Source organism: Nitrospirota bacterium, assembly GCA_016180645.1.
Taxonomy (GTDB): domain Bacteria; phylum JACPQY01; class JACPQY01; order JACPQY01; family JACPQY01; genus JACPAV01.
In genome coordinates this window covers 1-16768 of sequence record JACPAV010000029.1, presented here as the reverse complement: position 1 = coordinate 16768, position 16768 = coordinate 1, and the positions used below count along the sequence as shown (strand labels likewise).

General features: G+C 59.3%; 20 protein-coding genes and 1 tRNA gene. 13 read left to right on the top strand and 8 right to left on the bottom strand.

The genetic code is table 11. The features are described from left to right. Window positions 1-6: 6 nt before the first annotated feature. From rplT to HYT87_16095, 8 genes are all read right to left on the bottom strand, one after another. Window positions 7-393, bottom strand: a complete 387-nt coding sequence (rplT, locus tag HYT87_16130) for a 50S ribosomal protein L20 (protein MBI2061267.1) — start codon at window positions 391-393, stop codon at window positions 7-9. A gap of 51 nt (window positions 394-444) precedes the next feature. Further along, a complete protein-coding gene (gene rpmI / locus HYT87_16125; GenBank protein MBI2061266.1) occupies window positions 445-642 on the bottom strand; it encodes a 50S ribosomal protein L35 in 198 nt (65 codons plus the stop codon). Between the two features lie 31 nt (window positions 643-673). Beyond that, complete coding sequence (locus HYT87_16120) at window positions 674-1195, bottom strand: translation initiation factor IF-3 (GenBank protein MBI2061265.1); 522 nt, start codon at window positions 1193-1195, stop codon at window positions 674-676. A gap of 69 nt (window positions 1196-1264) precedes the next feature. Next, window positions 1265-3028: a threonine--tRNA ligase gene (gene thrS, locus HYT87_16115; GenBank protein MBI2061264.1), complete on the bottom strand. Its 1764-nt coding sequence runs from the start codon at window positions 3026-3028 to the stop codon at window positions 1265-1267. An 81-nt stretch (window positions 3029-3109) separates the two neighbouring features. After that, window positions 3110-3183, bottom strand: a tRNA-Val gene (locus tag HYT87_16110). A gap of 169 nt (window positions 3184-3352) precedes the next feature. Continuing rightward, complete coding sequence (locus HYT87_16105) at window positions 3353-3727, bottom strand: DUF423 domain-containing protein (protein MBI2061263.1); 375 nt, start codon at window positions 3725-3727, stop codon at window positions 3353-3355. Window positions 3728-3729: 2 nt separating this feature from the next. Then, window positions 3730-4623 carry an endonuclease/exonuclease/phosphatase family protein gene (locus tag HYT87_16100; protein MBI2061262.1) on the bottom strand — a complete coding sequence of 298 codons (894 nt, stop codon included), beginning with the start codon at window positions 4621-4623 and terminating at the stop codon, window positions 3730-3732. Between the two features lie 62 nt (window positions 4624-4685). Beyond that, complete coding sequence (locus tag HYT87_16095) at window positions 4686-4877, bottom strand: hypothetical protein (protein ID MBI2061261.1); 192 nt, start codon at window positions 4875-4877, stop codon at window positions 4686-4688. Between the two features lie 66 nt (window positions 4878-4943). On the opposite strand from HYT87_16095, the gene HYT87_16090 reads away from it, so the two are divergent. From HYT87_16090 to HYT87_16030, 13 genes are all read left to right on the top strand, one after another. Next, the gene (locus HYT87_16090; GenBank protein ID MBI2061260.1) at window positions 4944-6308 is read left to right on the top strand and encodes a M20/M25/M40 family metallo-hydrolase; all 1365 of its coding nucleotides are present in this window, start codon (window positions 4944-4946) and stop codon (window positions 6306-6308) included. A gap of 15 nt (window positions 6309-6323) precedes the next feature. Beyond that, a complete protein-coding gene (locus HYT87_16085; GenBank protein ID MBI2061259.1) occupies window positions 6324-7277 on the top strand; it encodes a VIT1/CCC1 transporter family protein in 954 nt (317 codons plus the stop codon). A 46-nt stretch (window positions 7278-7323) separates the two neighbouring features. Continuing rightward, window positions 7324-7719, top strand: a complete 396-nt coding sequence (locus HYT87_16080; GenBank protein MBI2061258.1) for a hypothetical protein — start codon at window positions 7324-7326, stop codon at window positions 7717-7719. A 310-nt stretch (window positions 7720-8029) separates the two neighbouring features. Further along, window positions 8030-8158 carry a type II toxin-antitoxin system RelE/ParE family toxin gene (locus HYT87_16075; protein MBI2061257.1) on the top strand — a complete coding sequence of 43 codons (129 nt, stop codon included), beginning with the start codon at window positions 8030-8032 and terminating at the stop codon, window positions 8156-8158. A 41-nt stretch (window positions 8159-8199) separates the two neighbouring features. Continuing rightward, window positions 8200-9153 (top strand): alpha/beta hydrolase, encoded by a 954-nt coding sequence (locus tag HYT87_16070; GenBank protein ID MBI2061256.1) that lies wholly within the window; start codon window positions 8200-8202, stop codon window positions 9151-9153. Then, complete coding sequence (locus tag HYT87_16065; protein ID MBI2061255.1) at window positions 9135-10994, top strand: hypothetical protein; 1860 nt, start codon at window positions 9135-9137, stop codon at window positions 10992-10994. Before HYT87_16070 ends, HYT87_16065 begins: the two co-directional genes overlap by 19 nt. A 166-nt stretch (window positions 10995-11160) precedes the next feature. Next, window positions 11161-11967, top strand: a complete 807-nt coding sequence (locus HYT87_16060) for an SDR family oxidoreductase (GenBank protein MBI2061254.1) — start codon at window positions 11161-11163, stop codon at window positions 11965-11967. A gap of 20 nt (window positions 11968-11987) precedes the next feature. Next, a complete protein-coding gene (locus tag HYT87_16055) occupies window positions 11988-13235 on the top strand; it encodes a molybdopterin molybdotransferase MoeA (protein ID MBI2061253.1) in 1248 nt (415 codons plus the stop codon). Window positions 13236-13298: 63 nt separating this feature from the next. After that, window positions 13299-14063 carry a 5'/3'-nucleotidase SurE gene (surE, locus tag HYT87_16050; GenBank protein ID MBI2061252.1) on the top strand — a complete coding sequence of 255 codons (765 nt, stop codon included), beginning with the start codon at window positions 13299-13301 and terminating at the stop codon, window positions 14061-14063. Beyond that, complete coding sequence (locus tag HYT87_16045) at window positions 14060-14716, top strand: protein-L-isoaspartate(D-aspartate) O-methyltransferase (protein ID MBI2061251.1); 657 nt, start codon at window positions 14060-14062, stop codon at window positions 14714-14716. Before surE ends, HYT87_16045 begins: the two co-directional genes overlap by 4 nt. A gap of 1 nt (window position 14717) precedes the next feature. Beyond that, window positions 14718-14921, top strand: a complete 204-nt coding sequence (locus tag HYT87_16040; GenBank protein MBI2061250.1) for a hypothetical protein — start codon at window positions 14718-14720, stop codon at window positions 14919-14921. A gap of 147 nt (window positions 14922-15068) precedes the next feature. Beyond that, entirely contained in the window at window positions 15069-15659 is a 591-nt protein-coding gene (locus tag HYT87_16035) for a DedA family protein (protein ID MBI2061249.1), read from the top strand. 110 nt (window positions 15660-15769) lie between these two features. Beyond that, window positions 15770-16615 (top strand): transposase, encoded by an 846-nt coding sequence (locus HYT87_16030; GenBank protein MBI2061248.1) that lies wholly within the window; start codon window positions 15770-15772, stop codon window positions 16613-16615. Window positions 16616-16768: the final 153 nt, after the last annotated feature.

The window sequence follows — 16768 nt, the reverse complement described above, 5'->3', positions numbered from 1 at the left end:
GACCGGTCAGGCCTGTCCGGCGGGGGCGGGATTCGGCAGTTGGAGGGCTTGCCGGGCCGACTCGGCCAGCTTCGTGAAGCCGACCGGATCGTTCACCGCAAGCTCCGACAGCATCTTCCGATTGACGGCGATGCCTTTCTTTCTCAGTCCGCTCACGAGCTGGCTGTACGTAAGGTGCTGTTCACGGGCGCCGGCGTTGATCCGCTGAATCCAGAGCGCGCGAAAGTCACGCTTCTTGAGACGGCGAGACCGGTATTCATACCGCCACGCCCGGTGGACCGTCTCCTTGGCCGCCTTGTAGATACGGTTCCGCCGTCCCCAGAAACCCTTGGCGCGCGCCAGGATCTTCTTGCGGCGTCTCCGCGTTTTGTATCCACCTCTCGCTCTCGGCATGGAAAATCTCCTTTAGAACTCAGCGTTTGACGGGTCTTGCCTATCAGAAAGTCAGGCGTAGGGCAAGAGCTTGCGGACGCGGGAGAAATCGCGCTCCGAAACCAAGGCGGATTTGCGATGGTGCCGTTTCGATTTGCGGGTCTTCCCGCTGAAGATGTGGCTCGTGTACGCGTGGTCGCGTTTCAGTCGACCGCTTCCCGTCGCCCGCAGGCGCTTTTTCGCGCCCCGGTGCGTTTTCATTTTCGGCATGAAGTCCTCCTGTTTCTTTGCCCGCGGAAGATCAGGCGGCCGGTTCGGGCGAAGGGGTCTGTCCGGCCGGCTTCGCCACTTCTTTCCGCACTTCACGAATATGCGGCGCCAGCACCAGATTGATCTGCTTCCCCTCCTGTTTGGGCGGGCTGTCCACAATGCTGATGTCATGCACCTTCTGGATGACCCGGTTCACCATGTCAAACCCGAACTCGGGGCGAATGATCTCCCGGCCGCGGAAATATACCGTAATCTTGGTCTTATGGCCAGCCATGAGGAACCGCCTGACGTGGCCGACCTTGATATCCAGATCGTGCGCTCCGATCTTCAGACCGAATTTCATTTCTTTCAGCGTGAGATGCCGCTGATGGCGCAGCTGCTCCTTCTCTTTCTGCTTGAGTTGATACCGATATCGACCGTAATCCATGATGCGGCAGACGGGCGGATGGACCCCCGGCGCGACCTCCACTAAATCGTAACCCCTGTTGTCCGCCTCTCGGAGCGCGTCGGACAGCGCGAGAATTCCGAGTTGCTTGCCGGTTTCATCGATCACCCGGACGAGGCTGGCACGGATGTGCCGATTGGCACGCGGTTCTTTGGATTGGATGGTGGACCTCCTTTTTTAGTGTTTGGGAACGGCGGAACGGATGCGCTCCACGAGCTCGACGGCGGCGATCTCCCCAAGATCCTTTCCGCCGCGTTCGCGGAGTCGCACGACCTGCCGCTCCTCTTCTTTTTTGCCGATAACGGCCATGTATGGAATTTTCAAGAGCTGGGCATGTCGGATCTTGTAGCCCAGCGTGTCGCCCGAGAACGCGCTCTCGGCCCTTACATCGGCCTCGCGCAGGGACTGGAGAATGCCGGACGCGTATTTTTCATTGTCGGGGTGAACGGTGATGACACTGACTTGCACGGGCGCGAGCCACACCGGAAACGCCCCGGCGTAGTGCTCCACGAGCACGCCGAAAAATCGTTCCACCGATCCCATGAGAGCGCGGTGAACCATGATCGGCCGGTGCAGGGCGCCATCGGCTCCGTCATATTCCAAGCCGAACCGCTCCGGCAGGTTGAAATCGACCTGGACCGTGGAGCATTGCCATGAGCGGCCCAAGGCGTCCTTCACCTCCACACTAATTTTCGGCCCGTAAAAAGCGCCGCCGCCTTCATCGAGCACCCATTTCGCGCCGGTTTTTTCGAGCACGGCTTTCAGCGCGCTTTCCGCCTGTTCCCACAACTCCGGCTTGCCCACGGCCTTCTCGGGCTTGGTGGAGAGCGTAACGACGAACTGCTCGAATCCGAACGTCCGCAGGAACTCCATGATGAGGTTGTAAACGGCAATGACTTCATCCTGAAGTTGCTCGGGCGCGACAAAGATGTGCGAATCGTCGATGGTAAAGCCGCGCACGCGCATGAGGCCGTGGAGGACGCCCGATTTCTCAAACCGATAGACCGTTCCCAATTCGGCCAGGCGGAGCGGCAGTTCGCGGTAGGAGCGTTTGGACGTCCGGTAAATCATGATATGGCCGGGGCAGTTCATCGGTTTGACGCGATACGGTTTTCCCTCGATCTCGATCGGCGCGTACATATTTTCCGCGAAGGCTTCGAGGTGGCCGCTGAGGCGGTAGATTTCCTCGCTCGCAATGTGGGCCGTATAGGCAAATTGGTAGCCACGGCGCAGGTGAAACTTCTGCCAGAAATCTTCGATGATCATCCGCACCATCGCTCCCGCCGGATGCCAGTGGATCAATCCCGCGCCAACTTCCTCGTGGATGCTGTACAGGTTCAGTTCCTTGCCGAGCTTCCGGTGGTCGCGCTTCTTGGCCTCTTCGAGCACGTGCAGGTGGTGGTCGAGCTCCTTCTGAGTGAGAAAAGCCGTGCCATAAATGCGTTGGAGCATCTTGCGCTTTTCGTCGCCCCGCCAATAAGCCCCTGCCACGCTCAGGAGTTTGAACGCCTTGATCTCGCCCGTCCGGGCCATGTGCGGTCCCCGGCAAAGATCGGTAAATTCGCCCTGCTCGTAGACGGAGACGGTATCGTCCGGCAGATCCTGGATGATCTCGACTTTATAGTCCTGGCCCCGGGATTGGAAGAAGGCGACGGCATCCTTCCTCGACCATTCCTTGCGGACGATGGGGTGGTCGCGCGAGATGATTTCTTTCATGCGCGATTCGATGTTCGCGAGGTCGTCATCCGTCAATGCGCGCGGGAGATCGAGATCATAGTAGAAGCCGTTCTCGATGGTCGGTCCGATTCCCAGCTTCGCCTCTGGAAAGATCGAAAGGACGGCTTGGGCCATGGCGTGGGCCGTGCTGTGGCGGAGGGTATCGACTTGCGACCCGCCCTGCACATCGCCCTCCCAAACCGGCTTCTTCGATGGGCCGGCCATCAATCTGAGATTTGAAATTTGAGATTTGAGATCTCAAATGGGTGGGCGGTCCGCTGAGCGGACCATTGCCCACGCTCAGCGTGGGCGATAGAGGACTTGAACCTCTGACCCCTTGCGTGTCGAGCAAGTGCTCTAGCCAACTGAGCTAATCGCCCCAAGAAAAAATCCCGGACCGCAGCATCCCGGAGGTCAGGGTCTCAGATCAAACACGAAAGGATTCCAACACAGAGAAATTCATGGCCGCTGTCAGAGGAGCGGCACGGCGGGCTCGAAACTCACGACGGATTGCATATTTGATTATTCTCCACGCTTACCGTTTTGATGTCAACTACGGTTCAAACCCACCCCAAGCGCCAGGGTCGCCCAGCCCGCCAGCAGGAGCACTCCGCCGATGGGAGTGACCGCTCCCCAAGTCTTCGCGCCTGTGGCAACGAGCACGTAGAGGCTCCCGGAGAAGAGAATCGTACCGGCGATAAACATCCAGCCTGAAAGGGCCACGAGTCGATGCGGGAACTGAGTCGCGGCCCAGGCGACGGCGAGCAAGGCGAGTGAGTGATACATCTGATAGCGGGCGGCCTTCTCGAAAATCTCCAGCATCTCGGGCGCAAGCCTTCCCTTCAGCGTGTGCGCCCCGAACGCTCCCGCCGCCACGCTCAGAAATCCAAATGCCGCTCCCACACATGCAAAAATCCTTGCCACCCTCACCACTCCAGCGTTGCGGCGATGGGGAAATGGTCGGAAGGAAATCGCTGGTTCGGCCCGTACGCGTTCAGATCCACGGTCCAATCCTTGCATCTCCAATTCGCCCCGGCAAGAAAAATATGGTCGATCCGTCCGGGCACGTCGTAGGCCGGAACGGGGGAGAGATTGGTGTCAATGGACCACTGCGCGGCAATGTCGAAGGCGTTGATGAAACGGAAACCGGTTCCGCTCACTCCCTCAACCAGCGTCTTGTAGGCCGGATCGAAGGTCTGCGAGTTGAAATCCCCCGTCACAACGGTTGGATGTTTCGCCGCCAGCGGCGCGATCCGTTCAAGAAGGAGCGGCGCGCTCAGGTCCTGGCTCGGCGAGTTGTTGTCGAAATGCGTGGTGACGAAATACAGCTCGCGGCCGTCCGATATCTGTTTCAGTCGCGCCCAGATGACCAGGCGGAAAAGTTGGCCGCCCTTGGCGAAACCGAGGGACCACGGCTCATCGGGGGTTGGACTGAGCCAGAAGCTGCCCGTTTCGCTCACTTCGAAGCGCGCGGTGCGATAGAGGATCGCGGCGTCCGGGTAGTCCTTTAGCGCCTGCTCATTGTGGAAGTAGATCGCCTCGTAGCCGGGAGCGACGGCAAGAATCTCTTCCACTTCCTTAGCGAGCACGAGTTCCTGGAGCCCGATGAGATCCGGATCGTGTCGCTGAAAAATATCCGCGAAGTATTGAAGCCGGTCGGCCCATGGATCGTAATCCGCATTGCAGAACGAACACAGCACGTTGAACGTCATCACCTTGAGCGGCGCCGGATCCCCGGGATTTTCGCCGCCGGCGCATCCGATCAAGCACACCGCCGTGACCGACAATCGCCGTAGGATTGTTCCGATCTTTCTCATCATGGCGTGCAAGGATACCACGGGTCTAACTCCCGGGCATGAGTATTGCCAAACGGAGACAACGACTAAGCGCCGCCGGCAAGGGTCTGGACCGCCAACTGCCGGAGGCGGTCGAACTGGGTGAAGTCGGCCATGGTCACATTGCCGAGGATTTGTTCTTTGGTGAACTCCGCCACCGCTGCGGCCACGTCGGTGTCGCGCACCGTGGTAAGGGCGCCGGTCTCGCCGGTGAAACTGCCCTCCAGGTTCTTGACCACGGCCTGAAGTACGTCCTTTCAGGCCGCCGTCTTGACAAGGGGCAAGTCGGTACCTAGAAGAAGGGGATGGGCACGCCCTCAACCGACCTCGTGGAAAAGCTTGACTGGAAAGCGATCGAGCAGGAAACCGTCCAACATCTTCAAAGGCTGATCCGGTTCGAGAGCGTCAATCCGCCGGGGAATGAGGATGAACCGGCGCATTGGATAGAGGAGACTCTCCGCAAAGAGGGCTACGATCCGTTCTACGTTGAATCCGCGCCGCGGCGCGGCAACGTGATCGCGCGATATTCCACCGGCGGCAAGGAAAAGCCCATTCTTCTCAACGCCCATCTGGACGTGGTTCCCGCTTCGGCGCGCCACTGGAAGCATCCTCCCTTCTCCGGCGAAATCCACGAGGGCTGCGTGTGGGGTCGCGGCGCCCTCGACATGAAAGGCATGGCCGCGATGTGCATCTCGCTCATGCAAATTCTGCGGCGCCACAAAGTCCAGCTCTCCCGCGACATCATTTTCGCCGCCAGCGCTGATGAAGAAGTCGGTGGACTCTTCGGCGCCGGATTTCTCGTCGACAAACACCCGAAACAAATCGAAGCCGAATACTCTCTCAGCGAAGTGGGCGGATTCACTCTTTACCTCGGCCAGCGCATCTTCTACCCGATCCAGGTGGCTGAGCGTGGCATCTGTTGGATGAAGATCCGCACAAAGGGCGATCCCGGCCACGGTTCGATGCCGCATGACAATCAGGCCGTGGTGAAACTCGCCCGCGTTATTGAACGGCTCAACTCCACGCCGTTCCCGTCACACCAAGTTCCCGTCTTTCAGCAATTCCTCAAGACCGTGGCCTCAGCGCATGGATTCCCGCTCTCGATCGCCTTCAGCCTCTTCGCCGATCCGACGTTCGGACCCTTTCTCGCAAGGAATCTCGTCCCGAAGGCCCAGCGCAAAGCCATGCAGGCCGGTTACGCCCACAGCGCATCCGTGACGGTGCTGAAAGCCGGAATGAAAACAAACGTCATCCCCGATGAAGCCGAAGCCGAGGTGGATGGGCGCGTGCTCCCGGGCCACACCATCGGCCAATTCATTGAAGAGTTCCGGGCCATCGCGAAGGAAGACCTCGACATCGAGCCGATCATCACTGGCGAAGGGATCACGATGCCCTCGAACACACCGCTCTTCGCCACGCTTGCCGATTCGGTGCGGAAACATCATCCCGAGGGGATCCCCGTGCCCTACATGATTCCCGGCATGACGGACGCGCGGCACTTCTCCCGTCTCGGCATAACGACCTACGGATTTTCCCCGATGAAGCTCCCGAAGGATTTTTCGTTCAATCAACTCTTCCACGGGCACGACGAACGAATTCCCATCGAAGCACTCACGTTCGGCGTGCGCGTCCTCTCGGATGCCATCCTGCGTTTCGCCGGGCAGGATTGAGCCCTTCGGTATTCCGTGAACACCGCTGAAACCGCCATCGGCCGCGATCTCGTTCTCGACGAGCTCTTCGATCTCACCCTTTACACCGAACTCCACAAGACGAACGAGGGCCATCTCAAGAAGATCCTCGGCGACCTGATCCCGATCGAGCAGGGTCATCTCGCCCTCTGGCAGAAGTTTTTCAAGCTCGATCTGAAATCGCTCAATCCGATGCGGCGACTGAAACTGCGCTTGATCGTCTGGACCTGCCGCCTCTTCGGACCGACGGCGGTTCACCTCGTCCTGGAAGCCATCGAAATCTACGGCATCCGGAAATATCTCTCCCTCTGGGAACGCTACAAAGATGAACCGCTGGGAGAAACCGTGAAAGAAGTTCTTCGCGATGAATTCGAGCACGAGGACGCCATCGTCTCTCAATTCACCGAGCGCAAGATCGACCCGGAAAAGGTCCGGAGTATCTTTCTCGGATTCAACGACGGCTTGGTGGAAATCACCGGCGCGGTCAGCGGTTTCTTCGCGGCGTTCCAACACGCGAGTCTCGTGCTGATGGCGAGTTCCAGCGTGGCGGTGGCGGGGGCGCTCTCCATGGCCGCGGGCGCTTTTGTCGCCACCAGCTCCGAGAAGGAAATGAAGGACATCGAAGCGGGCAAAGCGAAGTTTCTCTCCGGTTCGGCGCACCCGATGGGAACCGGCGCGCGTCCGCTCGGAACCGCCGTCCTGGTCGGCCTCAGCTACCTGCTGGGATCACTGGTCCCCGTCCTGCCCGTCCTCTTCGGATCGCGCTCGGTCACGGCCTCTCTCATCAGCTCGGCGGGCTTGATCATTGTGGTATCACTCCTCCTGGCTTTTCTCTCCGGCATGAACCTCAGAAAGCGCGTGGCGACGAATCTCGCCCTCATCGCCGGCGCCGTTTCCATCACCTACCTCATCGGCCTCGCCGCCAAGCGCCTCTGGGGCATCGCGGTCTGAACCGCTCGTCTTTACCAATCCAAGGGCAAGCGATACAATTCATCCCATGAGCAAGCCGATCCTGCCCGTCATACTTACCTCCACGGACATGAAGAAAAAGCGCGTGGAGGCCTTCTTCGATACAGGTTCCTTCTTCACGATCATCCGGCGCGACGTCGTTCCATCCGGCCGGGCGACTCTCCCTTACAAGAAGGCCAAGCGATTGGGCACGGCAGGCCGGCGGGGAGGCGTGATCATCTCGGGCGAAACCGTTCTGGTGATTGAAATCGGGAAGAGAATGATCAGTTCGAGGGCCATCATTTCTCCGGACATCAAGCGGGAGATGATCATCGGAGCCGGCGCCATGCAGGAATGGGACATCTCGGTCCGGAACCGCAATGGCAAGACGAAAGTCCTCGTCGGCCGCGACCTCCGCGACCCCGAAATCACCGAAGTCGACTGACCAGCGGAAGTGTCGACGCCCGCGCCGCGCCCCAATGTCTGCTCATCTTCATCCGCAGCAAAATCCAGACTCGCAATAATTGGGGTCCTTTGCCTTGTTCACATCGCCTCCGGATGTGGCAGTGGCACCGGAGAGAAGGAGATCGAATCGAGAGATGTTGCCGCTTGTACATGCCCTGACTCAGAATACGTGGATTGCATGCCAAATGTCTTGCCGGAATTTGAGGACTACTGTTCGGGTCGGTGCGGTGAGGCCTTCTACAAGGAATGTCCCAAGAGCATCGTTGAATGAGAAGCATTGGGGAAGTCTGATGGGGCACCGAAGACTCCGAGTTGGAGACTACAGAATAGTGTACCGGGTTGTGGGCAACGAAGTGAGGGTCCTAGGGATCATGCACCGATCTTTCGTCCTCGAAGCGATCCGGCGGCGGGTGGAGTAGCTTCGGTTGCCGTCAGGCGTGAAAAACGATAGATAGAACGAATGCGTGCTTGGCGCGTCATCCCCGCGACAGTGCTGACTCTCTTCCTGTCCGCTGAAGCATCTCTCGCGGAAACTGCAATCTCAGAGACATCCGGTGACCTAATCCCCTGCGTGGATGTGTTCTCCCAAAGGAAATACGATCCGCCGGGGAAATCGTTTCGCCGCGTTCTGAATGTCGTCTTCCATCCCGAGAAGGGGTTGAAAGGCGATCTCTACCTTCCGGAGGGCGCGGGACCGCACCCCATCGTTCTCTTCATTCATGGAGGCGGATGGGTCGCGGGGAGCCGTCGGATGCTCAACGCCGTGTCATTCGGGGAACACCTCGCTTGCCGCGACTACGCCATGTTCGACATCGATTACGAACTCGCCCCAATAAACAAGTCGCCGGGACTCGAACAGGACTGCAAATGCGCGATCCGGTGGCTCAAGGGAATGTCCCCCCAGCTCGGGCTGGACAAGAAAAAGTTTTACGTCACCGGCGGAAGCGCGGGCGGACACCTCACGGGAATGGTCGCCGTCACCGCCAAAGAATCCCGCTTCGATCCTGCATGCTCAAGCTTCCCCAATGAGGACCTCGCCGTCGCCGGCGCTATTCCCTTCTACGGAGTGTTCGATTTCAATCTTTTCGTGGATCAAGTCGCCACGGTGAAAGGCATGGCGGAGGCGTTCCTCGGCCCGAATCCTACGCGCGAGGATCTGGCCCGGGTTTCTCCGGTCACCTATGTTTCCGCCGATTCCCCGCCGTTCCTCCTGATTCACGGGAAAGCCGACTTGCTTCCGCACGGGCAATCGATCCGGATGCACGAGGCGCTGACGGCGGCTGGCGTGAGCAGCGAGCTGCTGCTGATCGAAGGGGCGACACACGCCTTCGACGTGGTTTTCAACACGGAGTGGACCAAGAAGGCTGTGGAAGCCATGGATCGCACACTCGATAAATGGAGTGGCAAGAAATGACGGATACCGGAAGTCACTATAGAGGCTTAGCCTCTATAGTTGGGCTGCTCCTGGCCTGTGCCTGCACGTCGGAACCGGCGACGGACCATCTGGTCAAGGCGCAGGAATTCCTGAAGAAGGGATACTACCGCCCCGCTGTCGTCGAGTTCGATCAGGCCCGGCTCACGGCCTCCACGGATGAGGGGCGCTGCATCGCCGAGTACGGTTTCGGGCTGGCGGTGCTCCACGGATTCGGGTCGGACATTTTCACGTCGATCACCGATCTGGGAGGGCTGACGGAGCCGATCACGGGGATGATGCCGCCTGCGGCTTTACCATCCCGCGCAAAGGTCTCTTCCCACGCAGTCTCACGCCGGTCGAGCGGCCCTCCGGTATCGGAACGCGGCAATCCCGACGCGATCATCAACAACATGATCGATCCCTTCTTCTCCGAATACATCGATCCTGCGGCCTCCGCCCTCGAAACCGCGGCGAAGGGGGGATGCCACTACCTCACCGGCCCGGAAGGGGTCCCGATCGCCACCGGACTCGAATCCACCGCCTGGATCGGCACGGACTTCACGCCGGCCTATGCCAAGCTGCTCGGCGGAACATTGCGCCTGATGCAGGGAATGGTTGCTTTCATCTCGGCTCACGACATCACGACGGATCTGTACGCGCTCCAGGACACGCTGGATATCATTCCGCAAACCGATCTCATCGGCGTGGTGCGTTACCTCGGGCTCGTCATGACCACCTCGAAAACTTTCCTCGGATTCAGCGCCTCCCGCGCGGGCCACCTCGTGGAGGCCCCCGGACTCCTCACCGGCGGACTCGATCTGCTGGCCTCCGGGCTGGAAGAATTTCTCTCCGGAGCCGAGGGCGCGGACGCGAGGGACGACGTACTCGGCTACGTCGACAAGAACGGCAACCGCAAGCTCGATTTTGGGGATGAGATATGGGTCGGCATTGTCCGCGCAGAGCCGCCGCTCGAAATCCTCGGCACGAAAATCACGAACTACCCGGCCGAACTTTCACGCGGGGATTTCGGTAGCACCGCCGGCCTGCTGCTCACCATCTTGGGCGACCCTATTCCCGGAAACGCCATTCGCGTGATCCGTCGCGTTCGCGAGAGCATCCAGGGCTCCACCAACCTCCTCAACCTGGCCGAACTCAACTCGATCGTCCCCCTCGGTCTCTCGCCGTTCCCGAGTACAATGGCGGTCGACCTCTCCAAGCTTTTCACCGGCAATCGCTCCACCTCGAAACCTCTGCGCGAGATGGGGCCCGTCTGGGGCGCATACAATCCTCCCGGCGGCGAGGGAACGGCTTTGGGCGACCCGCATCCGATCTTCCTCATCGAGGGCGAACTTCCCGCCAACGCGGACAAGAAAGCCATCCGCCAGGAAGTCGACTCCAATGATGCGGAAGTCTACTGCCACACCTGCAAACCGGGCGGGCACTTCAGTTCGCAGATCTATGGTGCGGCGGCAGGACTCTTCACACCGGATGCCGAGGTCTCGGCACGATTGAAAACGCCGATTGAACCGCTGGCGGAGGACTGCATCACGCCGGCGAGAACCGTGCTGGCCACCACGCTCATCTCCACGCCGATTCCCACGCCATACGCGTACTGGCAGGATCCCACGATGAACGGATCGCTCTTCGTGGATCTCGCCCCGATCACATCTGAACTATGCGCGACCGCCGACAAGGCGTTCGTCGGTTCCGACCCGGAAAAAAATCCCGTTCCGCTCAGTCGCGCCATTCCGGCGTCGAACTACTCGCTGAACAAAGCGATGGCGGCCTTCTTCGGCGATCTGTCGTCGCTCATCGGAGCGGCTACTTTCCTCCCTCAGTAGCGATTGCCAAGTTTTCACATGTCGTGCTGAACCCGTTTCAGCACCTCAAGCATGGTGACCCTGAATCAAATTCAGGGTGACATGCTGTTGACCCCACACCACCTGTCCATATTTTTTTTCTTGAATTTCCCGAAAATGCGAGTATCCTTCGTGCCCCTATAACCCCATGTCGAAAATCTTTCGAGAAGACTTGCTGAAGGACAAGGTCGCCTTGGTTTCGGGAGGCGGATCGGGGATCGGACTGGCCATTGCCAAAGAACTGGGCAGTTTGGGGGCGAGAATCATCATATGCGGTCGGAAAGACGAGAAGCTGAGAAAAGGGCTCAAATCAATACAAGATATTGGAATAACAGCAGATTCATTCATATGCGACATCCGCGAAGTGCCCCAAGTTGAGGCACTTGTCGATTTTGCACTTGAAAAAGCCGGAAAGATCGATATACTTGTCAACAATGCAGGCGGCCAATTCCCTTCGCCGGCAATCGCATACTCACCGAAGGGTTGGAACGCCGTTATCAACACAAACCTGAACGGCACATGGTACATGACACAAACAGTGGCGAAAAAGTGGATGGTAGACCACGGTGGCGGCAAGGTCATCAATATCGTCGCTTGTATGTGGAAGGGATTTCCAGCACTTGCCCACACCGGAGCCGCCCGGGCCGCCGTTGTAAATCTTACCAAGAGTCTTGCCGTTGAATGGGCCCAGTTCAAGATCCTCGTCAACTCCGTGGCCCCTGGCATCATCGATAGCAGCGGACTCGAAGTGTACTCCAGCGAACTTATCAAAGATTCGTGGCGGCGCGTTCCAATAAAAAGGTTGGGAACGTCCGAAGAGGTTGCCTGGGCGGTGGCGTATCTGGCCTCGCCCGCAGGCGACTACTACACAGGAGCCACCCTGTGCATCGATGGAGGGCACGCCCACTGGGGTGACATGTGGCCGATTCCAGACCCCGAACCCGAAAAGAAATAATCCGGCCGAAAGGAAAAGCCATGACCCCAGAGAAGCATCTCATCGTCGACTACCGCACGGCGCAGTCGCTCATTCTCAAGCGCCTCAAACCGGCGCGGAAGACCGAGGCCCTCGAATTGCCGTACTGCTTGGACCGGGTCACGCCTGAGGCGCTCGTCTCCCCCGCGGCTCTCCCTTTGTTCGATTCGGCCCAAGTCGACGGCTTTGCCATCCGCGCGGAGGATACCTCCACAGCAGCGTCCGATTCCGCCGTCGTCATGAAAATAATCGACCAGCCGGGCCGGGGTCGCGCTTCGAAGAAAACGCTCCGCGCGCGGGAAACGGTTCGCGTGTGGAAGGGTTGCCCGCTGCCCAAGGGCGCGAATGCGGTGGTCCCACTCGAAAACGCGTCCTCCCCCCGACACAACGGCAAGGTGGACGGCTCCAAGCTCCAGGTCTTCCGTCGAGTCAATCCCGGCGATCATCTGATGGTGGAAGGGTCGGATCTCAAGAAAGGCGACCTCATGGTGAAGGAAGGCAGTTTTCTGAATCCCCGATCGATCGGCCTCGCGGCGGCCGTCGGCATCGAGAAGATCCGCGTCAACGCGCTTCCCACCGTCGGTGTTCTTATCCTCGGTGAAGAGTGGGCCGATGCCGGCGAAAAAATCCGACCGGGGAAAATTTACAACGCCTCGGGCCCCCTGGTCATCACGTCGCTCTTGGAGCTGGGAATTGAGCCGATTTATCTCGGCACGTGCGGTTCGTCCATCCGGACGATTCGCAAGCGGATCGCCGGCGGCCTGAAAAAATCCGATCTTCTCATCGTGCTCGGCGCGCCCGAGCTTCACAAATCCGGTGAGCTGCAGATGCTTCTGGACTCGTCCGGAGAGTTGGTCATTCGCGGGACGCGCACCAAGCCCGGCGAGGGGCTCCTGTTCGGCTTCCTGCGCAAGAAGCCGGTTTTCATTCTTCCCGGCGACTCGGCCGGTGCACTCGCCGATTTCGAAGTCTTCGTGCGGCCCGCCCTCCTCCAGTGGCTGGGAGCCAAAGACCTGTTCCGGCTGCCCGTGGGCGCGCTGCTCCAGGAGTCGATTGCCGATGCCCGTGGCGTGGCGAAGTTCATCCGCGCCTTCACCTGGGTGGAGAACCGAGCTTTCTACACGATCCCCTCCGGCCAATCCGGACCCGCCTACCACCACGCCCTCGCGCGCGCGAATTCCCTGATCGTGCTGGAGGAAGACGTCGACAAGAAGGATATCGGCGACGAAGTCGACGTCCTCCTGTTCTGACCCCGCCGAGCCGCCCCTCCCGTCGTAGAATTCATCGGGCACTCGGGCTATAACTTTTCTGAAATGAAGCCTCGCGTTTTGGTGACGAATGACGACGGCGCGGAAGCACCGGGAATTCAACTGCTGACCCGGGCTTTGGAAGAGTTCTTCGACGTCATCGTCGTCGCCCCCTCCAAAGAATGGAGCACGACGAGCCACACGCTCACGATCATGAAACCGATCGAGGTTCATGAACCTGCCCCGAACCGCTTCGTCGTGGAAGGAACACCTACGGACTGCGTCCACCTCGCATTGAAACAGATTCTGGAGCCAAAGCCGGACTTGGTCATCTCCGGTATCAATCGCGGAGCCAATATGGGAGAGGACACCAGCTACTCGGGGACCGTCGCCGCGGCCATGGAAGCCTCCCTTTGCGGCGCCAAGAGCTTCGCCGTCTCTTGCGTCGATTGGATGAATCCACGCTATGAGGCGGCGGCCGCGTTCGCGGTGAAATTCGCCCGGCGGCTGGCCAACAAGAAGTTCCCTCCGCGAACCTTCTTCAATGTCAATGCCCCGAGCGGCACGTCCGATGAGGTTCATCGAGCCCGTTGGACAAAGCTGGGCCGACGTGTGTATCCGCTGGATGTCCGCCCCGTGGCCCCCGCCGCCGTTCCTTCCGGCAACTCCAGCCGGTTTTATTCGATAGGCGGAGTGGAGCTCCAGTTCAAGGATTTGCCGGGCACGGACTTCCACGCCGTCCGGCGCGGCTTCATTTCCGTCACCCCGCTCCATTTCGATCTGACCTGCCACGCACTGATTCCGCGCCTCAAGAAGTGGGACCTGGAATGAAACGCGTTTCGGACTACCCCCGGCTCCGTAAACAGATGATCGACAAGCAGCTCGTCGGCCGGGGCATCCGAGATCCCCGCGTACTCGCCGCCTTCATGCGAGTTCAACGCCACCGTTTCGTTCCGGAGGGCCTCCAGATGGACGCGTACGACGACAAGCCGCTCCCGATCGGGGAAGGCCAGACCATCTCTCAGCCCTTCATCGTGGCCGCGATGGTGGAAGCGCTCCAACTCGCGGGCAAGGAGAAAGTCCTGGAAATCGGCACGGGATCGGGCTACATGACGGCCATCCTCGCCGAACTCTGCGAAAAGGTGTTTTCCATCGAACGGATTCACGATCATGCGATTCGCGCCCGAAAACGGCTGGAGGAACTCGGCTACACGAACATCGCGATCCGGGCCGGCGACGGCACGCATGGGTGGCGAACGGAGGGGCCGTTCGATGCCATCATCGTGTCCGCCTCAAGCCCGGTGGTCCCTCCGCCCCTCGTCGAGCAGATCAATCGAGGCGGGAAAATGATCCTACCCCTCGGCGACGACCACGAACAGAGACTCACGCTCGTGCAACGCATCGAGGACGGCGGGACCGGCCAGGAAGATCTCGGCGGCTGCCGTTTCGTAAGACTGATCGGAGAACACGGATGGAAAATGTGACGTGACAATTTCCCAGAAGCAGCTCGAATACGTCGTGGAGGTCTCTAAGATTGCGGGACTCGGCATCACCTCAGCCTTTGCGGCGGATTGGGTCTTCGGTGAAGGCCTACCCTTGAGAGATTTCCTCGGCGTGAGTTTCGGAATTGCCGCGCTCCTCCTGGGCTTCTGGTTGACCAAAGATCTGGAAGACGATAAACTCAGGTAAGTGGATCAAACAACGCGACTCCTGATTGTAACTCTTTTCTTCCTTCTGGTCTGGGGGGGATTCTCTCTCTGGGTGGGCCGCACATACGCCCGCCAAAAGAAGTCCTAGCCCCCTATCGAAAACGTTTCCCTCCCGACCGACCGGGGTATTCTCTTCAAACTCTACCGGTGGGTCCTTTCCTGGGCCGAGCATCCCGCGGGATCGTGGGCTCTTTTTCTGATCGCCGTCGCCGAATCCAGTTTCTTCCCCATTCCGCCGGACGTGCTTCAGATCGCTCTCGGGCTCAGCAAACCGCGGCGCTCGTTCATCTACGCCTCGATCAGTTCCGCCGGCTCGGTGCTCGGCGGAATCGCAGGCTATTTCATCGGGTATTTCCTTTTCGAAACGGTGGGAAGGCGGATCATCGATTTCTACCACCTCCAGGCCACCTTTGAACAGGTCGGCGGCTACTACCGAGCACAGGCCTTCTGGTGGATTTTCATTGCGGCGTTCACTCCCATTCCTTACAAGGTCTTCACCGTGGCCGCGGGCGTCTATCATGCCTACGTGCCGCTCTGGGTGCTCCTTGCGGCCTCCGCTGTCGGCCGCCCCGCGCGGTTCTTCCTCGTCGGGGCGTTGATTTACAAGTTCGGGCCTCCGATCAAGTCGTTCATCGACAAGTACCTCAACTTGCTCACCATCGTCTTCACGGTCCTCCTCGTCGGCGGTTTTCTTCTGATCAAGTATTTGGCCGGCTGACCGTAGGGTTCGGGGCACCCTCCGACTTAGCTCGACTTTTGCCATTCTTTGAAAGGTTTGTGTTGGTCATGATGCGTAATTGTATGGTCCCACTTTGAAAGGAGGCAGCGATGCAAAACGGAAACGTTGCAGGTCTTGACCTGCACAAGAGATTTTCGCAGGTTTGCGTGATGAGTCAAGAAGGAGAGGAGATTCTGAACCGATCGTTCAAGCACACGTTCGAGGGTTTGATTGAGATGAGCCAGGCCCTTGGAGGATGTTCGACGGTGGCGATGGAGGCCTGCTGGGGGTGGGAGGCGATGAGTGATTTTCTTGACGGGTTGGGCAAGCACGGGATGATCTTCGAGGGATCGGACTTGTTTGGGGTCTCGGGCCGAAAAGGGTTGGAGGAAAGGCTTTCTCTTTTCTCCGAGGGATACCGGGGGGTGATCGAGAGGGCCCTCAAGGTGGTCGCCGTGTTGAATGAGCTGATGGTGGAGATTGAGGCGAGGGCAAAGAAGAGGGCGAAGGAGGACACGATCGCCACGCTTCTCCAGACCATCCCCGGGATCGGATGGTGGAGTGCGATCTTGATTCGCTACGAGATCGACGACGTGGAGCGATTTCCCCGTCCCGGCAAGCTGGTGTCGTACTGCGGGATTTGTCCGAGTGTGCATGGGACGGGCGGGCCGGAGAAGTATCGGTACGGTCGGATGACCAAACAGGGAAATGCGTATCTTCGGCACATCTTCATGGAGGACGCGATCCCCGCCAAGACCTCTCATAAGCCTTGGAGCCTGGTGTATGAGCGGGTGAAGGCGGCTAAGGGAGGCAACGTGGCCAAGGGGGCGGTGGCGCACCGGATGGTGGAGGCGGTCTACTGGGTGTGGAAGAAGCGGCAAGCTTTTCATCCGCGAGACATGTTGGATCAGGGGGTTAGTTCCAAGGAGAGTTCCGCTCCCCTACTGGCCTCGTAGAAGGCCGCACGCGTAATTGGGACCTCAGTGGATTCGAATTGAATCATGTCGAGCTTTGACGGCGAAGAGATAGATGAGACCCTGATTCAAACGACCGGGAGGAAGAAGAAAAAGGAGAAACGTATAGGTTGACAAGGCAGCCGCTTTCAGAGA